This window comes from Flavobacterium sp., from assembly GCF_044368625.1.
GTDB lineage: Bacteria > Bacteroidota > Bacteroidia > Flavobacteriales > Flavobacteriaceae > Flavobacterium.
Window position 1 is genome coordinate 1 of sequence record NZ_JBIPPD010000016.1, and the last position, 26,684, is coordinate 26,684.

At 36.0% G+C, this 26,684-nt stretch carries 25 protein-coding genes and 1 tRNA gene; 8 read left to right on the top strand and 18 right to left on the bottom strand.

The window, feature by feature from the left end:
* The 9 genes from ACIQ2X_RS02375 to ACIQ2X_RS02415 all read right to left on the bottom strand — a co-directional run.
* Positions 1–685: hypothetical protein (locus ACIQ2X_RS02375; protein WP_396177276.1), on the bottom strand; the 685-nt coding region annotated here is incomplete at its 3' end.
* 610 nt (positions 686–1,295) lie between these two features.
* Positions 1,296–1,369, bottom strand: a tRNA-Thr gene (locus ACIQ2X_RS02380).
* Positions 1,370–1,446: 77 nt separating this feature from the next.
* Positions 1,447–1,713 (bottom strand): hypothetical protein, encoded by a 267-nt coding sequence (locus tag ACIQ2X_RS02385; protein WP_396177277.1) that lies wholly within the window; start codon positions 1,711–1,713, stop codon positions 1,447–1,449.
* Between the two features lie 56 nt (positions 1,714–1,769).
* Positions 1,770–2,738 carry a type I phosphomannose isomerase catalytic subunit gene (locus tag ACIQ2X_RS02390; RefSeq protein WP_396177278.1) on the bottom strand — a complete coding sequence of 323 codons (969 nt, stop codon included), beginning with the start codon at positions 2,736–2,738 and terminating at the stop codon, positions 1,770–1,772.
* Positions 2,739–2,845: 107 nt separating this feature from the next.
* Complete coding sequence (locus ACIQ2X_RS02395) at positions 2,846–3,256, bottom strand: 6-pyruvoyl trahydropterin synthase family protein (RefSeq protein ID WP_396177279.1); 411 nt, start codon at positions 3,254–3,256, stop codon at positions 2,846–2,848.
* An 11-nt stretch (positions 3,257–3,267) separates the two neighbouring features.
* On the bottom strand, positions 3,268–3,792 hold the full coding sequence (gene idi / locus ACIQ2X_RS02400) for an isopentenyl-diphosphate Delta-isomerase (protein ID WP_396177280.1): 525 nt from the start codon (positions 3,790–3,792) through the stop codon (positions 3,268–3,270).
* A 225-nt stretch (positions 3,793–4,017) separates the two neighbouring features.
* Positions 4,018–4,455: a lipocalin family protein gene (locus ACIQ2X_RS02405; RefSeq protein ID WP_396177281.1), complete on the bottom strand. Its 438-nt coding sequence runs from the start codon at positions 4,453–4,455 to the stop codon at positions 4,018–4,020.
* Positions 4,456–4,594: 139 nt separating this feature from the next.
* A complete protein-coding gene (locus ACIQ2X_RS02410; RefSeq protein WP_396177282.1) occupies positions 4,595–6,160 on the bottom strand; it encodes an NAD(P)/FAD-dependent oxidoreductase in 1,566 nt (521 codons plus the stop codon).
* A 252-nt stretch (positions 6,161–6,412) separates the two neighbouring features.
* Complete coding sequence (locus tag ACIQ2X_RS02415) at positions 6,413–7,471, bottom strand: DUF2891 domain-containing protein (RefSeq protein ID WP_396177283.1); 1,059 nt, start codon at positions 7,469–7,471, stop codon at positions 6,413–6,415.
* A 100-nt stretch (positions 7,472–7,571) separates the two neighbouring features.
* Here ACIQ2X_RS02415 and ACIQ2X_RS02420 point away from each other — a divergent pair, with 100 nt between their 5' ends.
* Positions 7,572–7,811, top strand: coding sequence for a hypothetical protein (locus tag ACIQ2X_RS02420; protein WP_396177284.1), 240 nt, complete (start codon positions 7,572–7,574; stop codon positions 7,809–7,811).
* 88 nt (positions 7,812–7,899) lie between these two features.
* On the opposite strand, the gene ACIQ2X_RS02425 is transcribed toward ACIQ2X_RS02420, so the two are convergent.
* A complete protein-coding gene (locus ACIQ2X_RS02425) occupies positions 7,900–10,095 on the bottom strand; it encodes a RecQ family ATP-dependent DNA helicase (protein ID WP_396177285.1) in 2,196 nt (731 codons plus the stop codon).
* Between the two features lie 86 nt (positions 10,096–10,181).
* On the opposite strand from ACIQ2X_RS02425, the gene ACIQ2X_RS02430 reads away from it, so the two are divergent.
* The 5 genes from ACIQ2X_RS02430 to ACIQ2X_RS02450 all read left to right on the top strand — a co-directional run bounded on the left by ACIQ2X_RS02430 (position 10,182) and on the right by ACIQ2X_RS02450 (position 14,864).
* The gene (locus ACIQ2X_RS02430; protein ID WP_396177286.1) at positions 10,182–11,147 is read left to right on the top strand and encodes an SIS domain-containing protein; all 966 of its coding nucleotides are present in this window, start codon (positions 10,182–10,184) and stop codon (positions 11,145–11,147) included.
* Positions 11,147–11,962, top strand: coding sequence for a twin-arginine translocase subunit TatC (gene tatC / locus ACIQ2X_RS02435; RefSeq protein ID WP_396177287.1), 816 nt, complete (start codon positions 11,147–11,149; stop codon positions 11,960–11,962). Before ACIQ2X_RS02430 ends, tatC begins: the two co-directional genes overlap by 1 nt.
* A gap of 2 nt (positions 11,963–11,964) precedes the next feature.
* On the top strand, positions 11,965–12,315 hold the full coding sequence (locus ACIQ2X_RS02440; protein ID WP_396177288.1) for a carboxymuconolactone decarboxylase family protein: 351 nt from the start codon (positions 11,965–11,967) through the stop codon (positions 12,313–12,315).
* A 130-nt stretch (positions 12,316–12,445) separates the two neighbouring features.
* The gene (gene lptB / locus ACIQ2X_RS02445; RefSeq protein ID WP_396177289.1) at positions 12,446–13,186 is read left to right on the top strand and encodes an LPS export ABC transporter ATP-binding protein; all 741 of its coding nucleotides are present in this window, start codon (positions 12,446–12,448) and stop codon (positions 13,184–13,186) included.
* 148 nt (positions 13,187–13,334) lie between these two features.
* Positions 13,335–14,864, top strand: a complete 1,530-nt coding sequence (locus ACIQ2X_RS02450) for a carboxypeptidase-like regulatory domain-containing protein (protein WP_396177290.1) — start codon at positions 13,335–13,337, stop codon at positions 14,862–14,864.
* 219 nt (positions 14,865–15,083) lie between these two features.
* Here the strand turns inward: ACIQ2X_RS02450 and ACIQ2X_RS02455 are convergent, their stop codons facing one another.
* Positions 15,084–15,935 (bottom strand): glycoside hydrolase family 25 protein, encoded by an 852-nt coding sequence (locus tag ACIQ2X_RS02455; RefSeq protein ID WP_396177291.1) that lies wholly within the window; start codon positions 15,933–15,935, stop codon positions 15,084–15,086.
* 11 nt (positions 15,936–15,946) lie between these two features.
* Positions 15,947–16,648, bottom strand: a complete 702-nt coding sequence (locus ACIQ2X_RS02460) for a CDP-alcohol phosphatidyltransferase family protein (protein WP_396177292.1) — start codon at positions 16,646–16,648, stop codon at positions 15,947–15,949.
* Positions 16,649–16,904: 256 nt separating this feature from the next.
* Between ACIQ2X_RS02460 and ACIQ2X_RS02465 the strand changes: the two genes are divergently transcribed.
* Positions 16,905–17,888 (top strand): PorV/PorQ family protein, encoded by a 984-nt coding sequence (locus ACIQ2X_RS02465; RefSeq protein ID WP_396177300.1) that lies wholly within the window; start codon positions 16,905–16,907, stop codon positions 17,886–17,888.
* 23 nt (positions 17,889–17,911) lie between these two features.
* On the top strand, positions 17,912–19,027 hold the full coding sequence (locus ACIQ2X_RS02470; protein WP_396177293.1) for a DUF4105 domain-containing protein: 1,116 nt from the start codon (positions 17,912–17,914) through the stop codon (positions 19,025–19,027).
* 260 nt (positions 19,028–19,287) lie between these two features.
* Here ACIQ2X_RS02470 and ACIQ2X_RS02475 read toward each other — a convergent pair whose 3' ends face one another.
* The 6 genes from ACIQ2X_RS02475 to ACIQ2X_RS02500 form a co-directional block, all read right to left on the bottom strand.
* Positions 19,288–20,685: an exopolysaccharide biosynthesis polyprenyl glycosylphosphotransferase gene (locus tag ACIQ2X_RS02475; protein ID WP_396177294.1), complete on the bottom strand. Its 1,398-nt coding sequence runs from the start codon at positions 20,683–20,685 to the stop codon at positions 19,288–19,290.
* An 89-nt stretch (positions 20,686–20,774) separates the two neighbouring features.
* Entirely contained in the window at positions 20,775–22,100 is a 1,326-nt protein-coding gene (locus ACIQ2X_RS02480; protein ID WP_396177295.1) for an O-antigen ligase family protein, read from the bottom strand.
* Between the two features lie 42 nt (positions 22,101–22,142).
* The gene (locus ACIQ2X_RS02485) at positions 22,143–23,294 is read right to left on the bottom strand and encodes a glycosyltransferase family 4 protein (protein ID WP_396177296.1); all 1,152 of its coding nucleotides are present in this window, start codon (positions 23,292–23,294) and stop codon (positions 22,143–22,145) included.
* Positions 23,291–24,385, bottom strand: a complete 1,095-nt coding sequence (locus ACIQ2X_RS02490) for a glycosyltransferase family 4 protein (RefSeq protein ID WP_396177297.1) — start codon at positions 24,383–24,385, stop codon at positions 23,291–23,293. The genes ACIQ2X_RS02485 and ACIQ2X_RS02490 overlap by 4 nt, the downstream gene beginning before the upstream one ends.
* Entirely contained in the window at positions 24,378–24,875 is a 498-nt protein-coding gene (locus tag ACIQ2X_RS02495; protein WP_396177298.1) for a serine O-acetyltransferase, read from the bottom strand. The genes ACIQ2X_RS02490 and ACIQ2X_RS02495 overlap by 8 nt, the downstream gene beginning before the upstream one ends.
* Before the next feature lie 80 nt (positions 24,876–24,955).
* Positions 24,956–26,684 (bottom strand): hypothetical protein (locus ACIQ2X_RS02500; RefSeq protein ID WP_396177299.1); only part of this gene is annotated, 1,729 nt, incomplete at its 5' end.

Genomic DNA, 26,684 nt, shown 5'->3' on the forward strand with positions numbered 1-26,684 from the left:
AATAAATTTCATCACCACAATTGGTATGGTCAATGGTGTTTGGATTGGTCGCATTGTTAAGAGAACAGTTTGGGCGTAAAATGGAGGAAACTAATTGCGAGCTAAATGCCCAATTATGAATATTATCGGTTGACGTGTTGTAAATTAAATTAGTGTCCTGATTATTATTGACCAATTTAGTATCAAATCTACTAAAGTATTTGTACTCATCTCCGAAAACGCATTTACCAGCTGCATTCATCAAGCTAGTAACCCCAAGTACATGCATCATTTCTTTTAAAACAATGGTATACAGGTCTTTGCAATTTTCTTTTGGAAACTTGTTCAATTCGGTATGCCAAGTAATGGATTCATTTAAATACTTATCAAAATTGAAAGATAAAATTCCATGGTAAAATTCGGTGGGATTATTTAAAACATTTTTATAAGAACTAACACCAGAGTTTAAGGTTTTCCAAACCTCACCATCTAGCACAGCTCCACTCTCATTTTGAGGCACCATATAGATACTTGAACTTCTTGCTAAATGAAAATTTACGTTAGAGGTCATTGTGCCAATTTTTCGCACCCATAGATTTACCCTCTGATTTTGATCTGGTAGAATAAGAAAAGTTTCTATTTCTTGCAAAGCACTTATTAACGTATTTCGTCTTGCTACGTGAACTGTATCATCCGGGATGTCCATTCCACAACCATTCTCAAAATATAACCTGAATTTTGAGGTTTGTAGACTATAACTATTATTGCTATTATTTATGTGTAAATCTATTAAATTGTATGAAGTTCCAAATCTGTCAAAGGTTTTATCTAATAATCCACCAGGAGTTATGTTTACTGGATTATTATTTTGAGCTAACGCAAAACTACCAAAAAATAATATTACAGTAATTTTAAGTACATTTCGTAGAGAGAGAGAGAGCAGGTAATTTGAAATGTTTTTTCATAAAAATAGTGTTAATTGGTTATCAAAAATAATAAAATAAATTTATCACATAACATTTTAATAAAAAATATTTAGTGTTTTGATATAAATATAACATTAGAGATTCCGAATGATAATCTACTAATGTGGGATAGATCACTAAATTAAATAACTTAAAACCAGTAAGAACAAGCTGGATGTACAAATTAGGTACTTTTTCACTAACAGATATATATGCTTAATTTTTATCGCTCCACAGGTTTTGGAATTGATCCCTTTGGACTTGATCCCACTTGCTCCCAAATTTCAAAAATGGCTTTTTTTTGTTCCAAAAAAAAAACCATAACAAATAAATGTTATGGTTTTTGTACTGAGCCGGCGGAGGGACTCGAACCCACGACCTGCTGATTACAAATCAGCTGCTCTAGCCAACTGAGCTACGCTGGCGTCTCATTACGAGTGCAAATATAAGACTGAATTTTAAATTTGCAAATAAAAATTCAAGTTTTTTGCACTTTTTTTTCTTACAACGCGTTGATTTTAGCAACTAATTGATTTGCAGTTTCTTCCAAATCTTTATTGATTTGCGAGAAATGTGCTTTTTTATTTTCCACTTTTTTAGCGTTAACTTTTGCAATCAAAGAGTCAAATGCAACGATAGCTTCGTCAATCAAAGCGTTAGTTTCGGCACTTGGTTTTCCAGTTGTAGTCATTTCATACAAGTAAACCGCTTCAATAATATCCCCTAAAACGTAGTTGATGTCTTTCTTTAAATTCTTAATGTTGGCCATTTTATTTTTATTTTAATTTCCGATTGCAAAAGTACACATAATCTTGTTATAACCGACTATGAAATATAAATTTCTAAAATCGAAGCATTTCCGCTTAAAAAATAGTTTTGCAATTGGGCAGGAACTAATACCGTGTCCCCTTTTTTGTAATTGTATTCGATTCCGTTACAATTGATTTCAAATGAACCTTCCACACACATATAAACCGTAAAAGATTCGCCTGTTTTGTTCACTTCAAACTTGCCGCTTACAGGAATAAAATTCGTAGTAAAATAAGGACAATCTACAATTACGTTGGACTGATTTTCTTCTTTAAAATAAATTTTTTGCGTTTCCTGTTTTTGATAATTGATAGCATCTAAAGCCAAATCGATGTGCAATTCTCGCTTGTTTCCTTCCGAATCTTTTCGGTCAAAATCGTACAAACGATAAGTGATATCTGAGGTTTGTTGAATTTCTGCAATTACAGTACCTGCCCCAATGGCATGCACCGTTCCTGTTTCCAGAAAAAAGACGTCACCCTCTTGAACTTCAATTTCATTCATAATTGAAACCAAACTGTTGCTTTCGAGTTTTTCAAGATATTCCTCCTGGTTGCTGTTTTCCTTAAAACCTACAATAATTTGTGCATTTTTGTCGGCCTGCATTATGTACCACATCTCTGTTTTTCCAAAGGAATTGTGGCGTTTTTTAGCGAGCTCATCATTGGGATGTACTTGAATAGATAAAACTTCTCTTGCATCTAAAAACTTAAATAAAAGCGGGAATTGCGTTCCAAATCTTTTATAGACCGAAGTTCCTAAAATTTCGTCAGGATGCAATTCAATTAGTTCGGTTAACGAACTTCCCTGTAAGTCGCCATTCGCTACAATGCTAATATCGCCTGGAACACCAGATAATTCCCAACTCTCACCCGTTGTATCAGAGGTGATTGCTTTATTAAAAAGTGTTTTTAATTTTTTTCCTCCCCAAATTTTATCTTTTAAAATAGGCGTAAATTGAAAAGGATACAGCTTCGGATTCATATAATTCTTTTTAATAGTAAATATTTTCTTTGACTTATTTCGTTTTACCGCCAATTTACTAGCAATCAGGTTGTAAATTCTTATAAAAGCGATAATACGTTAATGTTTCAAGAACCTTTGTATGACACAAAGTTTCGTGGTGTTTCATACAAGATGACTTCGAGGTCGTGGTCGGGATTTATTTTTACACGCAGTTTATTCCAAATTACCACCACAATATTTTCGGCTGTTGGATTGAGCGTTGCAAATTCTGGTACATCCAAATTTAAATTTTTATGGTCAAATGCATTTTCGACCTCCTCTTTAATCAAGTCAGAAAGTATTTTAACATCCATAACGTATCCTGTTTCAGGATCAATAGTTCCTGTAACGCTAACCGTCAGATCGTAATTATGTCCGTGAAAATTGGGATTATTGCATTTGCCGAAAATGCTGTCGTTTTTTTCCATCGACCAATCGGGACGGTACAATCGATGAGCAGCATTAAAGTGAGCTTTGCGCGAAATGGTAACTTTCATAATAAATTTTTTTAAAGCGTGTGTTCTTCGATGTAGTGATAGAATTCGTCGAAAATAATTTTAAACCATACTGTATAAATACCTGGATTATCTTGCATGTCTTGCCGAACGGCTTCAATAGTCATCCACTTCCAATTCTCAACTTCTTCTGAATTAATATGTGGTTCACCGGTATAGTAGCCAATCATAACATGATCCAATTCATGTTCGGTCAAGCCGTTGTCAAAAGGGGCTTTGTATATAAAATGAAACAGCTCTTTCAGTTCCGTGGTAAAACCCATTTCCTCCTGAAGACGTCTCGTTCCTGCTTGAACGTTGGTTTCGCCATTGCGTTGGTGACTGCAACATGTGTTGGTCCATAATAACGGAGAGTGGTATTTGTGTGTTGCTCTTTGTTGCAACATAATTTCCTTTCTCTCATTTAAAATAAAAACTGAAAATGCACGATGCAGAACGGCTTTTTCGTGGGCTTCCAATTTTGCCATTAAACCAATTGGTTCATCTTGTTCGTTAACCAAAATAACTTGTTCTTCCATTCTATAAAAATCGTATAATTTCCAAAAATACAAAAAACTTAGGTACTAATGAGGGTTTAATGTGATTATGAAAAGTTTAACTTGTGTTGAAAATCGTGTGGCGGATTTAAGAGTGACGGATTTAGAAAACGCAAACTTTTATTTAAAAACTGAATTTGCAAATACAAAACCAACTTTAAATTAAGTCCTAAACCGCCCGTATTGTAAACGGCACTTGAAGCCTATTTAATTTATCTTTTTAAAATAACCTACATTTTTAAATACCGTTCCATCTGATGATGTTTCAGTAAAATCAATTTTCAAATCTGTATTTGTTAATGAAATTACTATCGAAGTATCCGTTGAACCAGCCGAAGTAGTTGCTATTGTAGTGCCGTTATAAACGTATGAACCACTTTCATCTGCTGTTGAGTTACAATTTGCGTTGTTATTGATAACTACATAAGTTCCATTCGTTTTGAATTCTATATAGTCTGGACAAGTCGAATTTTCTTCCACAATAGTTTCAGTTTCGTCTAACACACCATTGGTATAATATTCAAATTTTACAGTTCTCCATTTTCCAACTAATGTTGGACTTGAATTATTGTCATCATCTTTACTACAACCAATAAGAGTTGTTACCAAAATCAATGTCAATGTTAATAATAAACTTTTTTTCATAATCATATTTTTTCCCCTTGCCAATTTTGACCATTAAGAACGAACATTATGGGTACTTTTTTTAGCGTTAGTTTTAGTCCGCACTATTCTTTAAATCGTTTTTGTTTTTAGAGTTTTGTTTTTCAAAACTTGCATACAACTAATTATTTTGGAGTGAAGCAGCAATTTTCAATGCGCATTTTTCGCCATCAATGGCTGCCGAAATAATTCCACCAGCATAGCCTGCTCCTTCTGCACAAGGATATAAACCTTTAATATGCAAATGTTCTAAAGAAATGGGATCTCTCGGGATGCGAACTGGTGAGGAAGTTCGAGATTCTGGAGCGTGTAATATGGCTTCGTTGGTCAAATAACCTTTCATTGATTTGCCAAACTCTAAAAATCCTTGGCGCAACGTTTGGGTTAGAAACCCAGGGAATACTTGGCCTAGTTCTACCGAAGTTGTTCCGGGAACATAGGAAGTTTTGGGTATAGACGATGAAATTTTACTTTGTGTAAAATCGACCATTCGTTGGGCGGGGACTTTTTGCGTCTCGCCCGCCAATCGCCAAGCTTGTTGTTCGATGCTTTTTTGGAATTCCATTCCAGCAAGAGGTCCGAATTTGGCAAAAGGTTTAAAATCTTCCAATTTCAATTCCACAACAATTCCAGAATTGGCGGTAGCTTGATCTCTCTTAGATGGCGACCAACCGTTGGTAACCACTTCCCCCGGACTCGTGGCACAAGGAGCAATTACGCCTCCTGGACACATGCAAAACGAATACATGCCTCGACCGTTGACTTGCTTCACGATTGAATAAGGAGCTGGTGGAAGAAATTCGCCTCTATAATCGCAACTATACTGAATTTTATCGATTAATTCTTGAGGATGTTCGGCTCGAACGCCCAAAGCAAAAGGCTTTGCTTCAATGAAAATTTGTTTATGGTGCAGTAATTCATAAATATCTCTGGCAGAATGTCCGGTTGCCAGAATCAAATTCGACGACAAAATTTTATCGCCATTTTGAGTCACAACCCCTTCAATGGTATTATTTTTTACTAAGAAATCGATTACTTTGGTATTGAACAAAACCTGTCCGCCGAATTCAATAATTTTTTCTCGAATGGCTTGAATAATTTTGGGTAACTTATTGGTTCCAATATGCGGATGCGCTTCGATTAAAATATCAGCTGAAGCACCAAAAGCGACAAATAATTCCAGAATTCGGTCGACATCGCCACGCTTTTTGGAACGCGTATATAGTTTTCCGTCGGAATAAGTTCCCGCACCACCCTCGCCGTAGCAGTAATTGGAATCTTCGTGTACAATATGGTCGCGGTTAATAGCTTTTAAATCCCTACGGCGTTCTTGCACGTTTTTTCCACGTTCGAGGACAACGGGTTTCAAGCCCAACTCGATGAGTTGCAAAGCTGCAAAAAGTCCCGCGGGTCCTGCTCCAACCACAATGACTTCTTGTGCTTTTGATACGTCTTTGTAGTCTGGAAGTTCGGTGGAGCGTTCGGTAATTTCTTCCCCTTGAAAAAATACAGCAACTTTTAAATTGATTTTTATCGCCTTCTGCCGTGCATCAATCGAACGTTTTAGAATCGTAATGTGCTGAATTTCTGAAGAACTGATGCGTTCCAATTTTGCGATGTGTTGTTTTAGCAAACTATCATTTGCTGCAATTTCAGGGGCAACTTGAAGCAGGAGTTCTTTGGACATGGATGATTTTTTTTGCAAAAATAGGGATTTTTTGAGGGAAAAAACCGTTGCTCACTTTTGATTTTGAGGAAAGTATTGTAAGAATAATTACGAGATCCTGAAACAAGTTCATGATGACAAAAGAAGCCTAAAGATTTCTGATTATCCCTGACTGAAGTGGTATCCTTTTCTCGCATTTTTTTTGCGAGAAAAGATAAAACGGAAGGCAGGAACATGATTAAAAAGAAGCCGAAAGCTGTGATCCAAAAAAAATTACAATTTGCTTTTCATTTCAAAAGCCAGCAAAGCAAAAGACGCCAACCAATGTTCGCCTTCGTAATTGCCATCGACCACGGAAGGTAGCGAGAATGTCAGGTGCGTGTCTGCTAATTTTTTAAGATGCGAAAACTCGGTTGGATATTGATGAATAAGGTAATAAAAATTCCAAGCTCTACTGAAATTGAGTCCGTCAAGGTGTACCAAATGTCCGTCGGTTCGATCGGAAACGCGGGCTACAGCCCAATCGTATTTTTTATGAAATAATTTAGGAGCGAACTTTTTGAGCCACGGCAAAAATGCTTTTTCAGGCAAAACGCGTTGCATAATTCCGAGTTCTTCCAAGCACGGCGAGAGAAAATCGGTGCCGCTGGGTTCCCAATCAAATGGGCAATCTTGGTCGTTTTGAAACAATCGAATGGCATTTTCAGCTATATTTTGGCGTAAAGCCTCATTTTTAGAAAACACGGCATAATCCCAAGCCAAGTTCATTCCGAAAGCGGTGTTGGAATGGGTTCCCGCTCGAATGGGATAATTTAATTTTGGGAAAAACTCAATGTAACGACTTGCTAGTAAATCCGAAAGGGGTTGTAAATTTTGTGCTAATTCTATTGCATAACTGTCTTTAGAAACGTCCAATTCCATTTGTAATTTGAGCAACCAAGCCCAACCGTAGGTACGTTCGAATGATTTTTCGTGCGGTTTAGAGAGATAGGTAATTTCTTGCTGGATATTTTCTTTAGAAAGGTTGACTTGCAGCTTTTTTATAATTTCGGCTCGGTTATTCAACTCCGGAAATTGATTTAACAAATACACCAAACTCCAGTGTCCGTGAACCGAAGAATGCCAGTCGAAACAGCCGTAAAATGCGGGATGTAACACTTTTGGTGATGCAATTTCGGTGGAATCGGCCAAGAGTTGGCTCAATTTATTGGGATATTCTTGCTGTAAACATTTAATTGGAAGCGTTGCCAAATGGTTGGCTTGTTGTACATTCAAATTTTGTCCGAAAACAGATGAGGAGGTTACTAAAATGAGAAAGAGAATTTTATGCATAACTTCTATTTTTATCAAAAATAATCATTTTGCATCAACTTTATTAAAAAGTTTAAGTTTGATAAGTCGTTGAACAGCGTTACTTTTGTATAAAAAAAAGATGGAACGTCAAATTAAATTGATTTGGGATTTTAGAGGAGCAGCCTCTGCCAAAACTGCCGAACATCATCTTGTACACTTGAAAGAATACATCGCAACTGAAAAACTTCCAATTGATATTACTGGATTTGAAATTATAAATGAGATGTACGCCATTGCCTTTATGGTAGTAACGGACGAGCATTTGATTTTAATTAGGGATACTTTAAAACCGCATCGGGGAGAGTTGTACGTTTTATAAATTCCAATAGGAAAATTCCAAAAAAGAGAAATTCCAAATTCCAGCTAAAAAATTGGAATTTGGAATTTTATGAATTTGGAATTTCCATTTAATTGGCCACTTCACTGATAAACTTTATTCGCATCAACCGCAATTCTTCGGTATCGTAATCGCCATCAAATTCTTTTAACGCATTCGATATGCTGTCTGACTGGGCTTCCATGTAGTAATCAAAAATTTCTTCTTGCTGTTCGTCGTCGAGGAGATCATCAATCCAATATTTGATGTTTAATTTCGTTCCAGAATATACAATCATTTCCATTTCTTTGAGCAAAGCATCCATATCCAGCCCTTTTGCCGAAGCGATATCGTTTAATGGCAGTTTACGATCAATGTTTTGAATGATGTATAATTTATTGGCCGAATTCACCCCTGTGGATTTTACGACCAAATCGTCTGGACGAACAATATCATTTTCTTCCACGTATCGGGCTATGAGTTCGGCAAAATCTTTTCCGTATTTTTTAGCTTTTCCCTCACCCACACCGTGAATAGTTCCCAATTCGGATATTGAAATGGGATATTTAAGCGCCATATCTTCTAGGGACGGATCTTGGAAAACCACAAAAGGCGGAACGCCTAATTTTTTGGAGACCTTTTTACGCAAATCTTTAAGCATTGTCATCAATACCTCATCTGCAATTCCGGAAGATTTGGAAGCCGTAACTATTGTTGCATCTTCTTTTTCGTTGTATTCGTGGTCTTCCGACATCATAAACGAAACGGGATTTTCGATAAAATCCAGTCCTTTATCAGTTACTTTTAAAATACCGTAGGTTTCAATATCTTTTGACAGTAAATTGTCGACCAAGACTTGACGAATCAAAGCCATCCAATGCCGCTCTTCCATCCCAGAACCCACGCCAAAAAAGGCTTGTGTATCGGTACGATGTGCTTTTATAGTAGCATTAACTTTACCCACAAGTGTGTAGACAATTTCTTTGGATTTGTATAAATGTTTGGTATCGCGGACAACTTTTAGCAGTTTTACCACTTCGTCCTTCGCTTCTTTTTTGGTTTTTGGATTCCGAACATTGTCGTCCATATCGGCACCTTCTCCAGTTTCCGAATTGAACTCTTCTCCGAAATAATGCAACAGAAATTTCCTTCTGGACATCGAAGTTTCGGCATAACCCACGACTTCTTGCAATAAAGCAAAACCAATTTCTTGTTCGGCAACAGGCTTCCCTGACATAAACTTTTCTAGTTTTTCAACATCTTTATAGGAATAGTATGCCAAACAATGGCCTTCGCCGCCATCGCGACCTGCCCGACCGGTTTCTTGGTAATAGCTTTCGAGTGATTTGGGTATGTCATGGTGAATTACAAAGCGAACATCAGGTTTGTCAATTCCCATTCCAAAAGCGATAGTTGCTACTACTACATCCACGTCTTCCATCAAAAACATATCTTGGTGTCTGGCTCTTGTTTTGGCATCCAAACCCGCGTGATAAGGAACGGCACTGATTCCGTTGACTTGTAAAACTTGAACGATGGCCTCAACTTTTTTGCGGCTTAAACAGTAAATGATTCCAGACTTCCCTTTATTTTGTTTAATAAATCGAATAATATCGGACTCTACATTTTTGGTTTTTGTACGCACTTCGTAATACAAATTAGGGCGATTGAAAGACGCCTTAAAGGTATTGGCATTGGGCATATCCAAATTTTTCAAAATATCTTCCTGTACTTTTGGAGTTGCAGTCGCGGTTAAACCAATAATTGCTACATCACCCAATTGTTTTATAATATGACGCAAATTGCGGTATTCTGGTCGGAAATCATGACCCCATTCTGAAATACAGTGGGCTTCGTCAATCGCGACAAAAGAAACAGTAACTGTTTTAAGAAACTGTATATACTCGTCTTTAGTCAATGATTCTGGGGCTACATAAAGAAGTTTGGTGATACCTGATGTAATATCTCTCTTGACTTGTGCAATTTCTGTTTTAGTCAAAGATGAATTTAGAACGTGTGCCACGCCTGGATCCGACGAAAGACTTCGGATGGCATCTACTTGATTTTTCATCAAAGCAATTAAAGGAGAAACTACAATTGCAGTACCCTCCTTAATTAATGCAGGTAATTGATAGCAAAGCGATTTTCCACCTCCGGTAGGCATTATCACAAAGGTATTATTGCCATGAATAATACTATTTATAACTTGTTCTTGTAATCCTTTAAATTGGTTGAAACCAAAATACTTCTTTAACTCCTTGTGGATATCAATTTCGCTTGAATTCATTCTTTATTAAGGGTATTTTATATAAATTTGCACAATATAAAGATACAACTTTCTTTAATACGAACAAATTTTATACAATTTCTGTTTTGAATTTATCCAAATCAATTGAGGCAATTGCCAAAAAGACCATAACTACTGAAAGTAAAGCCATTACAAAGCTACTTGATTTTATCAATGATGATTTTGTTAAAACCGTAGAACTCATTTATAATACAAGGGGCCGTTTAATCGTTACTGGAATTGGCAAAAGTGCAATCATTGCTCAAAAAATTGTAGCAACTATGAACTCTACCGGAACGCCTTCGATGTTTTTACATGCTTCGGAAGCCATTCATGGTGATTTAGGAATGGTGCAACAAGACGACATACTAATATGTATTTCCAAAAGTGGAAACAGTCCTGAAATTAAAGTCCTGGTTCCAATCATTCAGCGTTTTGGAAACATCCTGATTGCCATGACAGGAAATCGAACGTCATTTTTAGCTAAAGGAGCACATTATGTTTTGGACACCACAGTTGAGGAAGAAGCTTGTACGTTAAATTTAGCGCCAACATCAAGCACTACTGCTCAATTGGTCATGGGCGATGCTGTTGCGGTTTGCTTGATGGAATTGCGTAATTTTAAAAGTGAAGATTTTGCCAAATACCATCCAGGAGGTGCTTTAGGGAAAAAATTATTATTGCAAGTCAAAGACATGTTGGAACATTCATTGAAGCCAATGGTTGGTCCTGAAACTTCTGTGAAACAAGCTATTTTTGAAATTTCTGAAAAGCGTCTTGGCGTAACTGCAGTTGTAGAAAATGACAAAGTAATTGGAATTATTACTGACGGCGATATTCGAAGAATGCTTAATGAAAGAGACTCCATTACAGGCTTAACGGCCCGCGATATTATGACAAAAAATCCCAAAACGGTAAAAGCAACTGATATGGTAGTAGATGCATTGAATTTTTTAGAAGATTTTTCAATTACACAATTGGTGGTTTTAGACAATGATCAATACAAAGGTATTTTGCACTTGCACGATATTTTAAAAGAAGGCATCGTATAATGGCAAAGAAAAACCAAGGAGAAATGTCGTTTTTAGACCATCTCGAAGTATTGAGATGGGTGCTAATTCGCAGTACAATTGCCATTCTTGTGGGTGCTGTTGTGGCTTACAATTACAGCGATTTTATTTTTGATACCATTATTTTTGGCCCTAAAAGTGCCGATTTTATTACGTACCAATTTTTTTGTGAACTCGCAACAACATACAACTTAGACCAAAGCTTCTGTATTACTGAACTTCCTTTTACCATTCAAAACAGAACAATGGAAGGTCAGTTTTCAATGTTGATTTGGACCTCAATCACCGCTGGTTTTATAATTGCGTTTCCTTTTATTTTGTGGGAATTGTGGAAATTTGTGGGTCCTGCATTGTATGAAAAGGAGAAAAAAAACATCAAATATTTTATATTTCTTGCTTCACTATTGTTTTTTATTGGTGTTTCTTTTGGATATTTTGTCTTGGTTCCCCTTTCCATCAATTTCTTATCCAATTTAACGATTAGTAGTATGGTTCAAAATCAGATCGATATTGATTCCTATATTGGATTGGTTAAGTCGACATCCTTGGCAACAGGTCTTGTATTTGAACTACCTATAATTATTTATTTCTTGTCTCGAATAGGATTAGTCACTCCAAAATTTCTGCGTGATTACCGAAAATATGCTTACGTCATCATTTTAATAATTGCCGCAATTGTAACTCCGCCGGACGTTATCAGTCAGATGATTGTAACTATTCCTCTCATAATTTTGTATGAGATTAGTATTTTTATTTCAAAAATTGTCACTAAAAATCGTGACGCCAAATTAGCCTAATTATGAGTGATATTGTAAAAGATTTCAACGACTACCGTCAAAAAATGAATGAAAAATTATTGGCTGACAATAATAAAATCATCAAACGAATTTTTAATTTAGATACCAATGCGTATGCCGCAGGAGTACTGGATGTAAAAACCAAGGAACTATTGGGATTAGTGGCTTCGGCCGTTCTTAGATGCGACGATTGTGTGAAATATCATTTGGAAACCAGTCATAAAGAAGGCGTTACCAAAGCAGAAGTTATGGAAGCATTAGGAATTGCCACATTAGTTGGAGGAACAATTGTAGTACCACATCTTCGTAGGGCTTATGAATTTTGGGAAGCATTGGAGGAAAGTGCTCAGTAGCAGTTTTTAGTCTCAGTTGGAAGCGTGGAGTTTAAAGAATCAAATAATTGTTAAATAGTGCATTTGGTGGTTTGTTTATTTGTTAATTTGACGAATAACCAAAAAACCGAATAACCGAATAACCGAAAAAATGAAGTTAAGAGCCGAAAATTTAATCAAAACCTACAAAGGCAGAAGCGTTGTAAAAGGAATTTCTGTAGAAGTAAATCAAGGCGAAATTGTTGGGCTTTTGGGACCAAATGGTGCTGGGAAAACCACTTCATTTTATATGATTGTAGGATTGGTCAAACCCAATTCTGGCAATATTTTCTTGGATGATATGAATATTACGGATTATCCGATGTACAAAAGAGCCCAACACGGAATTGGCTATTTGGCACAAGAAGCGTCGGTATTTCGAAAACTGAGCATTGAAGACAACATATTGAGTGTCTTGCAATTAACCAAACTATCAAAGGAAGCTCAGGTAGCTAAAATGGAGTCGTTGATTGAAGAATTTAGTTTGGAACACATTCGAACCAATCGAGGGGATTTACTCTCGGGAGGAGAGCGTCGCCGAACCGAAATTGCAAGAGCTCTGGCTACAGATCCAAAGTTTATTTTGCTTGACGAACCTTTTGCAGGTGTCGATCCTGTTGCTGTAGAAGACATCCAGCGGATTGTGGCACAACTTAAAAATAAAAATATCGGTATCTTAATTACCGATCATAACGTCCAGGAAACTCTTGCTATTACTGACAAAACGTATTTAATGTTTGAAGGCGGAATCCTTAAAGCGGGAGTTCCTGAAGAACTGGTTCAAGACGAGATGGTACGTCGTGTATATTTAGGACAAAATTTCGAATTGCGAAAAAAGAAATTGCTGTTTTAGAGCTTTAATTCGCTTTTATTTTTACTCTTTACCCATTCAATTTTACAAATTTTTAATTGAATTATATTCTGTTTTGCCAATTTTCCGTTAACTCGGTAATTTTTGTCAGGCCAATATTTCTATATTTACCTACCAAAAACAATTACTGATGAAACAGTTATTATGCTTCGCTTTCTTGGCGCTCCAATTTGCAGCATTTTCACAAAATAAAATTGCAACAATTATCGATGCGGGTTCGGGAGAAACCATTCCGCATGCTACCATTAAAATAGGTGTCAATTCCCAAAATGTTTCTAATGGAGAAGGAAAATTCAACATTTCTGTTACTTCAGAAAACGAATCGTCTATCATTGAGGTTTCTTATATTGGCTACGAAACGCAGCAATTGACCTTGAAGAAATTGGAAAGTCAAGATTACATCATCAAACTCAAACCTGCAATATACGAGCTCAATGACGTAAATATTTCTAATAAAAAAGAAGATGTAACTTCTATTATGGCAAAAGTAAAGGCCAACTTAAAAGAAAATTATTTGCCCGCAGAATCGGCATGGTCCAACACCATCTTTGTGCGCGAACAAAATACATTTCAAGCCAAACAGTTTAATTTAGAAATCGACGAATCGCCAGGGTTTTCAAAAAGCAAACTCAAAGAAGTAAATTCAGAAATCAAACGATTCGCATCGCAAATGACCAAAAGTCCGCCAAAAGAATTTAAAGACTTTTTAGGCATTTACAGCGCCTCACTTTCCAAAAAAGACGATAAATTAGTTAATTCCAGCAAATTAAAAGTCTTAAAAGCATCTCGAATCAAGGACGAAAACCGCTCGGTTTCGATTGATGATGTGGAGAAAACAGCTTCTAACCTTTTTTTAAAACATTTAGATACCACTAAATTTTACCGTGTCAAAAGTGGATGGTTTGGTTCTCGTGATACCATTTCGTTTAGCAAAGAATATAATAAAAATCGAAAAAAAGGCAAAAAAGACAACAAACCAGAGCCAATAAATGTAACAGGAGCGAAATCAACAATAATTCATATCCAGTCTCAGGCGAGCGCGATGTACGGAATGAAAACCGATTTTATCCGACAATCGGATTGGTACAAATACACACTTGATGGTGCTGTTTATACAGATGATGATAAGTTGGTTTATGTAATCAAGTTTCAACCTAAGAAAGGAAAGGCAAAATACGAAGGCACATTGTATGTTTCTGAAAGTGACTATGCGGTGGTAAAAACTACATACAAACTTGCAAAAGGCAAAACCTTGGGAGGAATCAACTTAAAATGGATATTGGGTGTAAAAGTTTTTGAAAATGTAAGTTCAGGAACCTTGATTTATAAGGAAAATACCGCTACTAAAAAGTACTACCTGCAGTATGCTAATATTGAAGAAGGACAGTTTTTTTATCTTAACCGTCCGCTTAAATTTATAGAGTTGGCCAAAGAAGACCGTGACGTTTTGGCACTAGATATAAAAGCAGAAGGAACTATTTTAGACAAAACCGAATACCTTAATCTCGAGCACAAAGGGCTTTCATCCTCAGAATTTGAAAACATAAAAGAAAATGATTTTCAGTACATCAAATTGAACAAATACGACCCGAAATTTTACAAAGAATTTACAACACTCGAACCCGTTACTGAAATGAAACAGTATTCGATAACAGACTAGTTTTTTTTTCGTTTGAAAAAAAATCAGAGAGCCGCATTTTAAGAAGTTTGGACTTTAAGGATAACGAATGGAGTTCAAAGCTGTAAAAACCACGCTGGTAAAATTGCAGATGCCGTTTCTAACCAATCAGAAAGACACACCGGATTTGAGCCATCTCACGAATAAAAAAGCACAGGCTCTCGGGAGAGGACATTTTGACGATCCTTACTTTGCTGTTGGTTACTTTGTCAGTGCCTCAAGCTCTGTTTCTGTACCGTTAAAAATATTTACATCCACAAATCCTGAAATACCTGCAACAGAACCTTTTTCGGTAAATTGCCAAAACTGCCAATCCGGTTTCAAATTTTCGACAAAAAAATTATAATTAGCAATCCAAAAGGTGTACTCTGGAAAATCGTCTTTTAGAAAATCGGTATAAAATCGCTCGCCCGAATAGATGAGTGGTTTTACACCATAATGCTTTTCTATAATTTGCAACCAATTTTTAAGTCCCACTTTCAACTGAGCAATTGTTTGATTTTTGGGCATTTGTTCGATATCCAAAACGGGTGGAAAATCACCTTTTTTGAGTACCACGGTTTTTATAAATAAGTCGGCTTGCTCTTTAGAATTTTCATTAGGTCGGTAATAATGGTACGCACCACGAATGAAATTTTTGTTTTTTAAAGCCTTCCAATTTTCCTTGAACTTCTTGTCCGCACGCGCTTTTCCCACCGTTGCGCGAACAAAAACAAAGCGCAAGGGAAAATTATTTTCTATTATTCGAACCGAATCCCACAAAATTGTTCCTTGGTATTCCGACACATCAATTCCAACGGGAAGATTTTCGTATTTTGAAAGAAGTGTGTAATTTCTTACATCCGAAAGACGTTGTTTTTCGGCCGATGTCTTTGATATTTTATTTGATTTAAAACCAAGGTAATAAGCCAAACCGTTTCGGTAATGATAACCGGCTACAATTACAACAAGAAAAATTAGAGTACTAACCAACCAGGGCATTGATTTTCGTAGAATCGATTGCTTTTTTTTGGAATTTCTTACATTGGATTTCCTGACAGTGCGTTTTGTCATACTTTTTTCCCCTATTTCGTCATCTTATTATTCACCACAGAAAGCAACACATAAAACAAAATTACCAGCGGAATCCCTAAAAACTGAAATACAATTAAAAGCACTACAGAACTGGCCAAGAAAATAAGTTGTAATTTATTTTTAGAAAAATCGAACGACTTGATTTTTAATGAAAATAACGGAATTTCGGCGTTCAAGATGTAGGCACTTAACGCGGTAATACTTAATAACACCCATTTGTTTTTTAAAATTTCATACAAAAATTCTAAATTTGTATGTTGCATAACCAACGGCAAACTCAATATAAAAAGCGCATTTGCAGGTGTAGGAAGTCCGATAAACGAATCCGTTTGACGGGTATCAATATTGAAATTAGCGAGCCGATAGCAAGAACCTAACGTGATGATAAATCCCAAATACGGAATCCAATTCGAAGTCGTAGGATTTCCGTTCGACAACATCGTAAACATTACAAAACCAGGCACTAAACCACTTGTAACCATATCGGCAAGCGAATCCAACTGAAGTCCCAAGGGACTGGAAACCTTAAACAATCGGGCGAAAAAGCCATCGAAGAAATCCAAAAAAATACCCAAACTCACGAAGAAAAATGCCCTTTCAAAATCCATATCGATTGCAAAAATTAAAGCAATACAACCGGAGAATAAATTGAGTAACGTAATTAAATTGGGAATGTGTTTCTTGATGTTCATAAATTTCAAAATTTGAAAAACAAATTTAGCACAATAACTGTAAGACAAGCACGTTTTTACAAGAGATTTTTAATGTTCGATTTATGTAGTCTTATTTTATAAAGATATACCGAAGCCTCGTTAAAAATTTATATTTTTACAGTCGCAATTCATTTTAGATACCTTAAGGCTTTTGAAAAACCTAGCACTAATAATTACTTTACTTCTTCTCACTACTTCTTACGGGCAAGCGGTACGAAAATATTCCAATGAGTTTATGAATATTGGCGTTGATGCTGCTGCATTGGGAATGTCGAATGCGGTAACTGCCAGTTCGAACGACGTGAATGCAGCGTATTGGAATCCAGCAGGTTTGACCCATCTTGAAGATCATCAAGCCTCGTTTATGCACGCCAGTTATTTTGCCAATATTGCACAATACGATTATATTGCTTACGCAAAACCCATTGACGACCGAAGTGCCTATGGAATTTCAATTATCCGTTTTGGTGTTGATGACATCCTAAATACAACGGAATTAATTGACGGACAAGGCAATATTGACTACAACCGTATCAAGTTATTTTCGGTTGCGGATTATGCATTTACCTTTTCCTATGCTCGAAAACTGCAAGTTCAGGGCTTGCAATACGGTGTAAATGCTAAAGTAATTCGGAGAACCATTGGTGAGTTTGCCAATTCGTGGGGTTTTGGTTTTGATGTCGGACTTCAATTTGAACGCAACGATTGGAAATTTGGTGTAATGGTTCGCGATATTACTACCACTTATAATATTTGGAACATTGATGAAGAGGCGTATCAAAGTATAGCCAACGCCATCCCGGGCGAAAATCAAGAACTGCCAGAAAGCACTGAAATTACGTTACCAAAAGCCCAATTGGGTGTTGCCAAAAAATGGGAGTTTCATAACGACATGACTCTTCTTGCAGCAACCAACCTCAACATGCGGTTTGCCCAAACCAACGATATTATTTCGACCAAAGCGGTTAGTATTGATCCTGCTTTGGGATTTGAAGTGGGTTATACCGACTTGGTTTTTTTTAGAACAGGTGTGGGAAATTTCCAAAACATCACGCAACTAGATGGATCACAACAAGTGGGATTTCAACCGAATATTGGGTTGGGATTTAAATACAAAGGCATCCAAATTGATTATGCACTAACCGATTTGGGCGACCAAAGTGCAGCCTTGTATTCCAATATATTTTCGGTCAAAATTGATTTAAGTATTTTCAGGTAAATCCATCAATGGGCATACAGATTATGAAGAGATTACTCGTTTTATCGCTGCTTTTTTTTATCCAAATTCTTTTTGCACAAAACCCCACTCAAGACAAAGTCATTGTAAGTGTTTTGACCGTTGGAACGGCTGATGCTTCCCATTCGTTGTACGGACATACCGCGATTCGGATTAAAGACGATTCTAGAGGAATAGACCGTGTGTACAATTACGGGATGTTTGATTTTGGCACGCCCAATTTTATTGTTCGATTTGTAAAAGGCGACATGCAATATTTTGCAGGAGCGTACCCCTATGCTGATTTTGAATACAATTACCGCTACGAAAACCGTTCTATTTACGAACAAATATTGAACTTATCTTCGGAAAACAAAATTGCATTAATCAATGCTTTAGAATCCTCACTTACAGGAACTGAAAAATATTATACCTACAAATTTATTCAAAGAAACTGCACGACAAAAGCCGTTGATCTGTTCAATAGTGTTTTGCCCAAAGAAACCATTTACAAGCACGATGTTTCGGAAACCACGTATCGTGAAATTTTGTATCCGTATGCCGAACATCAGTTTTTTCAAAAGTTGGGCATCAACATTATTTTCGGTGCCGAAACCGATCTTCAGGCTACAAAGCTCTTCTTGCCGTTTGATTTAAAAAACAATTTGGATCAAACTCAATTGAACAACAAACCATTGGTTCTGGCCAATAAAACACTTTTTGAAGCCAACCGTGTACCCGAAAAAGCGTGGTGGGATTCCATTTACACCTTGGTATTTTTTTTAGGACTCATTGTTGCTCTTAAAAATAAAATCGTTACAAGAACCTATTTTATTGTCCTTGGCATCTTAGGTATTTTCTTCGCCTTAGTTGGGTTTTATTCGTTTCATGAAGAAATTGCGTGGAATTATAACGTACTGCTTTTCAATCCTGTTTTATTACTTATTGTTTATTTTGATTGGAAAAAAAACAAAAAACTTGTAATGTGGAGTACTTATTTTGCTTTAGTTTGCCTAGTGCTTTATACATTATTCATGATTTCAAAAATTCATTTGGGAATTGTGTGGCCTTTTATTGTCGCAAACGGTGTTTTACTCCTCCCCTTCTTGAAGGCTTCGGGACCTCCGAAAATGGAGCGTTAGGAAGCCTCACCCAGCCCCTCCAAAGGAGGGGAGCTAGGAGTTGAAATGGGAACTTTAAGATTAAGTTTTAAATTGAAATTGACTTCGATATTTCAAAGCCAAAATAAAAGCCCAAAGATTCGGAAGAAGCCTAAAGATTGTTTTATATCCCTGATGGAAGCGGCATCCTTTTCTCGACTCGTTTTTTAGAGGCGGGAAAAGATAGAGCGTACAGCAGGAACATGATTTAAAAGAAGCCTGAAGATTTGATCCAAAAAAAATTACTGACCACGGTAAAAAAGTACCGTACTGAGGGTTTTGATGAGGATGTTTAAATCCAAGAATATGCTTCGACGCTTGATGTAATACAAGTCGTATTGCAGTTTTATTAAGCTTTCGTCGAGCGATTCGCCATAGGAATAATTGACTTGAGCCCAACCTGTCAATCCTGGTTTTACTGCATGCCGCGTTTCGTAAAACGGCATGACCACTGCGAGTTGTGCTACAAAATGGGGTCGCTCGGGTCGTGGACCAATAAAGGCCATATCGCCTTTTAAAATATTATAAAATTGCGGCAGTTCATCGATGCGGGATTTGCGTAAAAACTTGCCAAAGGTCGTTACCCGTGTATCGTTTTTGGTTGAAAAAACAGCACCATCCTTTTCGGCATCGCTCCGCATGGTTCGGAATTTGTAAATTTCAAAGGGAACTCCATTTTTACCCACCCGAGTTTGTGAATAGAATAGACTGCCTTTGTTTCCGATAGCATTTCCAATAAAAACAAAAGGCATGAGTACGGCTGTTACAGCCAATCCGACCAATGACAGTATTATTTCTACGATTCTGACCAAGGTGAGGTACAGTTGATTGCTGTTGCTTCGGCTAAACGGAAAGTAACGGTAGAAATCGGTATTGAAATGCTGCATGGGAATGCGAAAGGTGTTGTTTTCATAGACTTGAGTGTAGTCGATTATGGTAAATCCTTTATCAAGAAGCACCATAATTTGCTTGAAAACAGTAGGGGTCAATCCCTCTGTGTGAACCGTTGCAACCACAATTTCGGAAATTGAATTGTTTAAGGCAAATTGAACTAAGGATTCTTGTTCTTGGTCGTTTTGCTTGGAATGGTTGGAATAATCTGTTTTTCGAGTACCGTCCAAAAGAAAAACGGCTACTACTTTATAATGCAGATTGATTTCTTGAAGTGTGTTTGCCAACGAGTCGGCGTCATCGGGATTGCAAAGCAAAATGGCTCTTTTTTCAAAGCGTTGCGATGCTAGAAAGCGTTGATAGAACAAGCGCCAGAAGAGCAAAGGAAGAAAGACTCCCGCGAAAAAAAGAATGATTTGCGTTCTGTTGAGTGGCAGTAAAGGAGTTAAAATGGGTGTTAATAAATAAAACAGTACTGTTGTAAAAGAAGTCAATACGATGCTCTTTAACATTTGAAACTGGTTACTTGCTACTTGCAGGTTGTACATTTCAAACACCGTACCGAGTAGAAGAATGTAGGAACTCAAAACAACTGCCCATCTTATACGAATGGTTGATAGGGTAAAATAATCAAATTCGAAAAACTTGCTCAACAAATGCAGTCCTACCAATACAAAAATGATGTCGCACATTCGCAACAATAATTTTCGTTCGGAGACTTCGAAATGTATTTTTCCTTTGTTAGGCATGTGGGTTCAAAGATGATACTATTTATTTTTTTGAAAGTTATTAAATCATCAATATTTGCGTTGGCGTTTATATTGCAACGGTATTAATACTACTCTTCCAAAAACTTTACTCTAAGCAATGCTAAACTGTACACAAAAGCGGGTGCGGCAATTCGCATTGCAGCATGGCTAATGGTGAGAAGCCAAAAAACCATAAAAATTAATGCAAAAATTTGGGACTGATTGCTAAAATATAAAATAATTGGCGTAAAAAATAAAATGAATAAGGCTATTAAACCCAAGCTGCCGTGTTCGCCCAGCAAGCGGGTTACTTCGTTGTGACTTGCTGCTTTAACTCCAGTCTCTTCCAATCGAATTTCTTTGTTTTTTCCTACACCTACCCCGAAAAAAGGATGGTCTAGAAACATGCTCAACTCTGATTTAATAAGTAACTCTCTACCGGTTAAAAAACTTTCTTTTTGGACACCTTTCGCGTTTTGGTTGGCATAGCGTTTATCAAGAAGTCCGCTGGTTTGAACAGAGGTATAGCCCCAAATTAAGACTGCTGCAAATACCGTTGCACCTGTAATCAGCACAATTTTCAGTTTGGCTGGAGTAGACATGACTCGGTACATCAATAAAAGTAAAAGTGCCATCATTATTAAACCCGTAATCATTCCGCCTCGAGAAAAAGTAACAATACATCGAAACGCAAAAAGGGTTACAAGTGCTGCATTGACGATTAGCATTAATTTTGATTTCGAAGAGAAAAGAAATTGTACAAAGGCAATAAACATTGCCAAACCCAATACGGTTGACACTTGATTGGGCCCAAATCCACCTGATGCAGCAAAGCTTGATTCTGTGCTTCTTATAACTTCCTTAATACTGGGTGTATACAAAAATAAGTTTACGAGCATGGCTATCAATGGCAACATCAGCATGGTCAATATGTCCTTTAAACGTGCGAAAGTAATGCTGCGTTGAAAGCAATAAACCGCACAAATACCTAAACAGGCCGGTCCCGTAATATTGAACGCAATGGCTTTGCGGATGTTGGCATCAAAAGATAGAGTCTCGGCACCAATAAAAATGCTTGGAACAAGCAAACACATAAAAAAAATGTACAAAAAAGCTCCTTTTGAAAAACCTTTATAAAAAATACCTAAAACCATGAATACCATTACCGTATATTTTCCGTATTCATTTAAAATAATTGCATCAATCATTTTTAAATACACATCGATTCCTGTAAAATAAGCAGCCATCAATAAGACCTCATTATTTTTATTACGGGTATTTATCACATAAAAAATTCCTACTACAAAAATCAGTAAACCATACATATAACCCAAAAAAGGCAATGAAAAAAACAGCACTCCCATGCCTACATGAGCAAAAATAGCGAGTATATAAAATTGTTCTTTTTTAGTCATTGGTTGTAATTGAACCGTTTTTATTGTAATTGAAAACCTGTATTAAATTTGATTTTCGTTATTCGACAAAATATATTTTTCTAATTTAATTCTATAATTCTCAAAAGTAAACAATTTAGCAATAAGCACTGCATTTTTAGATTGTTGTGAAAGTTTCTCAACATTGGACTCGAGCGCCATTTTCAAAACAGATTCGTACCCCCTATTGCCATTGACTTGCCAAACAAATCCATTGGTTTCATTGATGTAGTGCGAAATACTCCCCACGTTCGAAACGATGGAAATAGCTCCGTAACAAGCTGCTTCTGCAATGACTTTGGGAAATCCTTCTGATTGGGACGGTAGCAAAATGAAGTGTGCATCTTCTAAAATTTGATGCACTTTTTCCGTGGCTAAAAAACCGTGGAAAATGGCTTTCTCTTTTAAAAAAGAGGCTTTCTCTTCAAAAAAACTCCTTTCATTGCTGTCGCCAATAAAGTGAATTTGATGCACTTTAGTTAAACTAATTTTCTCTAATGCTTCCAAAATGAGGTTCATTCCTTTGGAAGCGTCGAGTCGGCCGATGAAAACTAAATTGAAATTTCCAGAAAAATTCTTCGAATGTGTGGTTTTTAAGCCTTGATTCCACTGGTCGAGCGTCAAACAAGGATTTTCAAAAGACAAACAATGTTTGGGTTGGTTGGGCCAAAAACCGTTGATTGTCACCGGACATTTGGCAAAATTACTTTTAAGCCACCCGCGTTGCATGCCATACGAAAGAGGCGGACGAATTTGATTCCAATCGCCGGCATATTTGACCCAAAAAGTATATTTTCGGGGTACAAAAAAACTGAAAAGAGGTAAAAGAAAAAGCCCCATACTTGTGGGAAGTCGCAGTTGAACTTCTGATGCCTGATGCAAATTTTTGATAACCGTTGAGGTAATTTTAGGAATCTTAAACAGTATTCCCAGTTTGCTGGCAAATGTTGTTCCGCCGTAAGGTGGTAGAGCCACAAACCTAATGTTTTTTTTGGTGTAAGGCAACGCATTGGCAGGTGGACTTGTGGGGTGCAAACACCCGATATGAATCACTTGTTCCCAAAAATCAGCTAAATAATTGACTTCGGAAATGGTGGAACCCCAGCCTACAATTTGTTGGTTTGTATCGAGATAATGTTCGGTATGAGATATAATTAGTAGTGTTTTACGTTTCATCTTTCCAAAATTTCCCTATATTTTCTACCTACTTTTTCCCAAGTAAATTCTGTTGACCATTGGATTGCATTTGCAGTATAAAAATCGTAGTTGTTTAAAATTTTCATCAGTGCATCCGAGATTTCCTTATTGCTTTTTGGATCGACTAATTCTCCCGAAAAACCAGACTTAATGGCGTCTTTGATGCCGCTGTTATTGGATCCTATAGCCGGTTTTCCGAGTGCATTGGCTTCCAAGATAGCGATACCAAAACCTTCAAAATCGCCATTTTCCAAAACATCGCTCAACATCAAAAAAACATCCGACTCTTTTAAAATTGCAACCAAATCGGTTTCAGGCAAAGCACCGTGAAAAGTTATGTTTTTTTCCACATCAAGTTGTAAAGCTAATTTCTGGAAGGCATTACGCTCTGTGGGAATACCGATGCAATGGTAGTGAATTTCTGGAAAAGTTTTTTTTAAAAAGGGCAAAGCTTTGATCACATTGTGTTGTCCTTTTCGATAGGTTACATTGCCAATGGTAATGATTTTTGGTTGGCCTTGTATGTGTATTTTCTCATCTAAACTATTGGATTTGAACATTTCAAATCCGTTATTGATCACATCTATTTGTAAATTTGGTTGAAATTTCAGCGCCCTTTCTTTGGTAAAATTAGAAACTGCAATTATTTTCTCAAAACGATTCAAACTCCATTGCGTTAATGCTTTGCTGAATGTTCCGCCAGCTCGAATTTCGGAACCGTGTAGTATGGCGGTGTACTTTTTATTTCGAAAAAAAACCTGCAGCAATCCACCCATCCACAACGGGAATTTACCCGAACAAATAACGGCTTGATTGCGTTTTACGACAGTAAATGCTTTTATCAATCTGTTTATTGGAGTCAGTGCATTTCTTTTGATCCGATGCACTTTACAAACGTGATTTTGGTCAAAAGTTCTATCCAGTTCCTGAGATCGAAAGTCGGTAACCACCTCCACATCACATCCCGAATTTTGCAAATAGGTTGATAAATGATGAGCGTGATTGCCTATACCACCTGGGAGTGGAGGAAATTCGGAGGTAAATAGTAATGTGTTCTTTTCCTCAGTCATATTTGCGGTTCAATAAATCAATATTGCTTAAATTATTTTCTTCCACTTTTTTACCATTCTCTAAATAATACCATTTTTTGCCCATCTTCTGGTATACCTTGTTGATTAGTTTTCTCTCTTTGATTAAAATGGTATTACTGTTGATAAAAATGGTGTTTTCTGGCAAATCAATATTAACAAATGCATTGGGAGCGATACGACAATTTTTGCCAATCGTAACATTTCCAATTATCTTACATCCCGCTCCTAAAATAACATTTTCGCCAATAATGGGAGCTCCAAAACTTTTAGAATCAATTTGTTGAACTGAACCAATAGTTACATATTGATAAATAGTAACATTATTATTTATTTCGGCTTTTCCTGAAATAAAAATCCCGCAATACCCATGAACAAAATTTATACTACCATTATTTTTGATGTATAAAGGCATACCGCTGCATCGTTTATGGTTATAATAAGCTACTATAATTCGGTAAAATTTTTTCAAAAATTTACTATTGGTTGCATTATATTTTTTTTTTAACTTGTTATAATCTCCAAAAATTCGATGTAAAAATAAAAATAGTATCATTTAAGAGCGTTTACTTTTAATAAATAGGTAAATGTATTGATGTCTGTTTCACTTAAAGGCCATAGTTCTCCCGAAGCTCTTTTATTGTATAGATCCAGTGGCAAAATTTTTAGTTCATTATCAACATTTGCAAGAAGACTTTCTAATAAAATTTTATTATTCTCATTTTTATAATATTCTTTCCAATCAATATTTTTCACTAATCTACTTTTATTCAATTTAATCAGTACTTGATCCATTCCGCTTCGGAAAGCCCAAACCAAATATTTTAAATAAATATTGCTGTCATAAGCAATAAATGGAATTTGAGAGGTTGGAAAATGTGAATACAGATTGAACCCTTTTTTCTTTAACATACTGTGCGTCAATTTGTCTTCGAACCTGTCTAAAGGCGAGAAGTTTAAATTATTTTTAACTATATGACGCGAAGCCATTAATACATAGCTTTGATAATGACCTTTAAAAACATTAACTTGTTTGGACATTGTTTTAGCTCCCCAGGTTGATATGTAAAATGCTTCTTCTAAATTTTCTTGATATTTAGGTTTAAATTTTTTAACAATAAATTTTAAAAATAAATCAATATCTAAATTTGTTTCTCTAATGTATGCTGTTTTATGAAACTCAAGGTTATCAAAAAAACCAGGATACGTAATTTCGAGCTTTGAGATTGCTTCTTCATATAAACGTTTTTGCTTTAAAGCAAATTCTTCAATATTTAAAGTTTTTAATTTTAGCTCATGACCTGAAAAATTTTTTAATTGATATTTTATTCTGCTTGATCGATTTCTGAGTGACTTTACATTTTTTGCCCTTAAAGTATCTAGAACATCCCCCAGAAGAATTATACTATTTGTAGAATAATTTTTCGCCCTAAGCTCATTTATTACTGTAAACCAAGAACTTAAAAAATAATCGCCGCCGTTTTTTATTAATGTTTCAAACTCCTCCACTGTAGGAAACAAATGATTTTTAAAAGATATATTGGAATGATGAGCTCCAATAAATGCGGCTATGTTATTTGCAATTTTATTATCTATATAATCCTCTTCCCCGTAAGATAACAAATCAAAATTGTCATCAATACTTTTAAATGAACTTAAAGTAATTCTTGAATCTACTCCTCCAGATATTGGCAAAATTACTCTTTCTGATAGTTCTTTATAAATATTTGCATTTTCCTGAAGTAAATGGATAGTCTGTAAAACATCAGCCTTTTTTATTTTTCGATTTTCGATATCCATACCATCGACCCAGAAAGTGGTTTTTTGATTGATATAATCGTGACTCAAATACTCTCCGTTTCTAAGTAATTTGACATCCTTTAATATAGTTCTTGTGTTCAATGGAGTATTTAGAACAGGCACCATTGATTGAAAAAGAGCGATTGGATCTTTTTCAAAACCAAAATCAATTAAATCATAAATATTGTTTGTTACAAAAACCTGATCTGAAAAATGATAATATAAAGGTTTCATTCCTATAAAATCAGAAAGAATGTGAACTTTGTTTCCTTCGAGTAATATAATATTATATTGCCCTGTAATATTTTCTGGAAAAACAGTTTCAGTAGTCATACAATTTTTAACAAGTAATTTAATCTCTAAAGTCGATAACTTTTTCTTTAAGATTAAATCATAAACAAACCCGTCAATCAAAATCAGTTGATTTGGTTCAAAATCAATAACAATATGCTCAGAATTGTTTCTAACAAAAAAATTATTG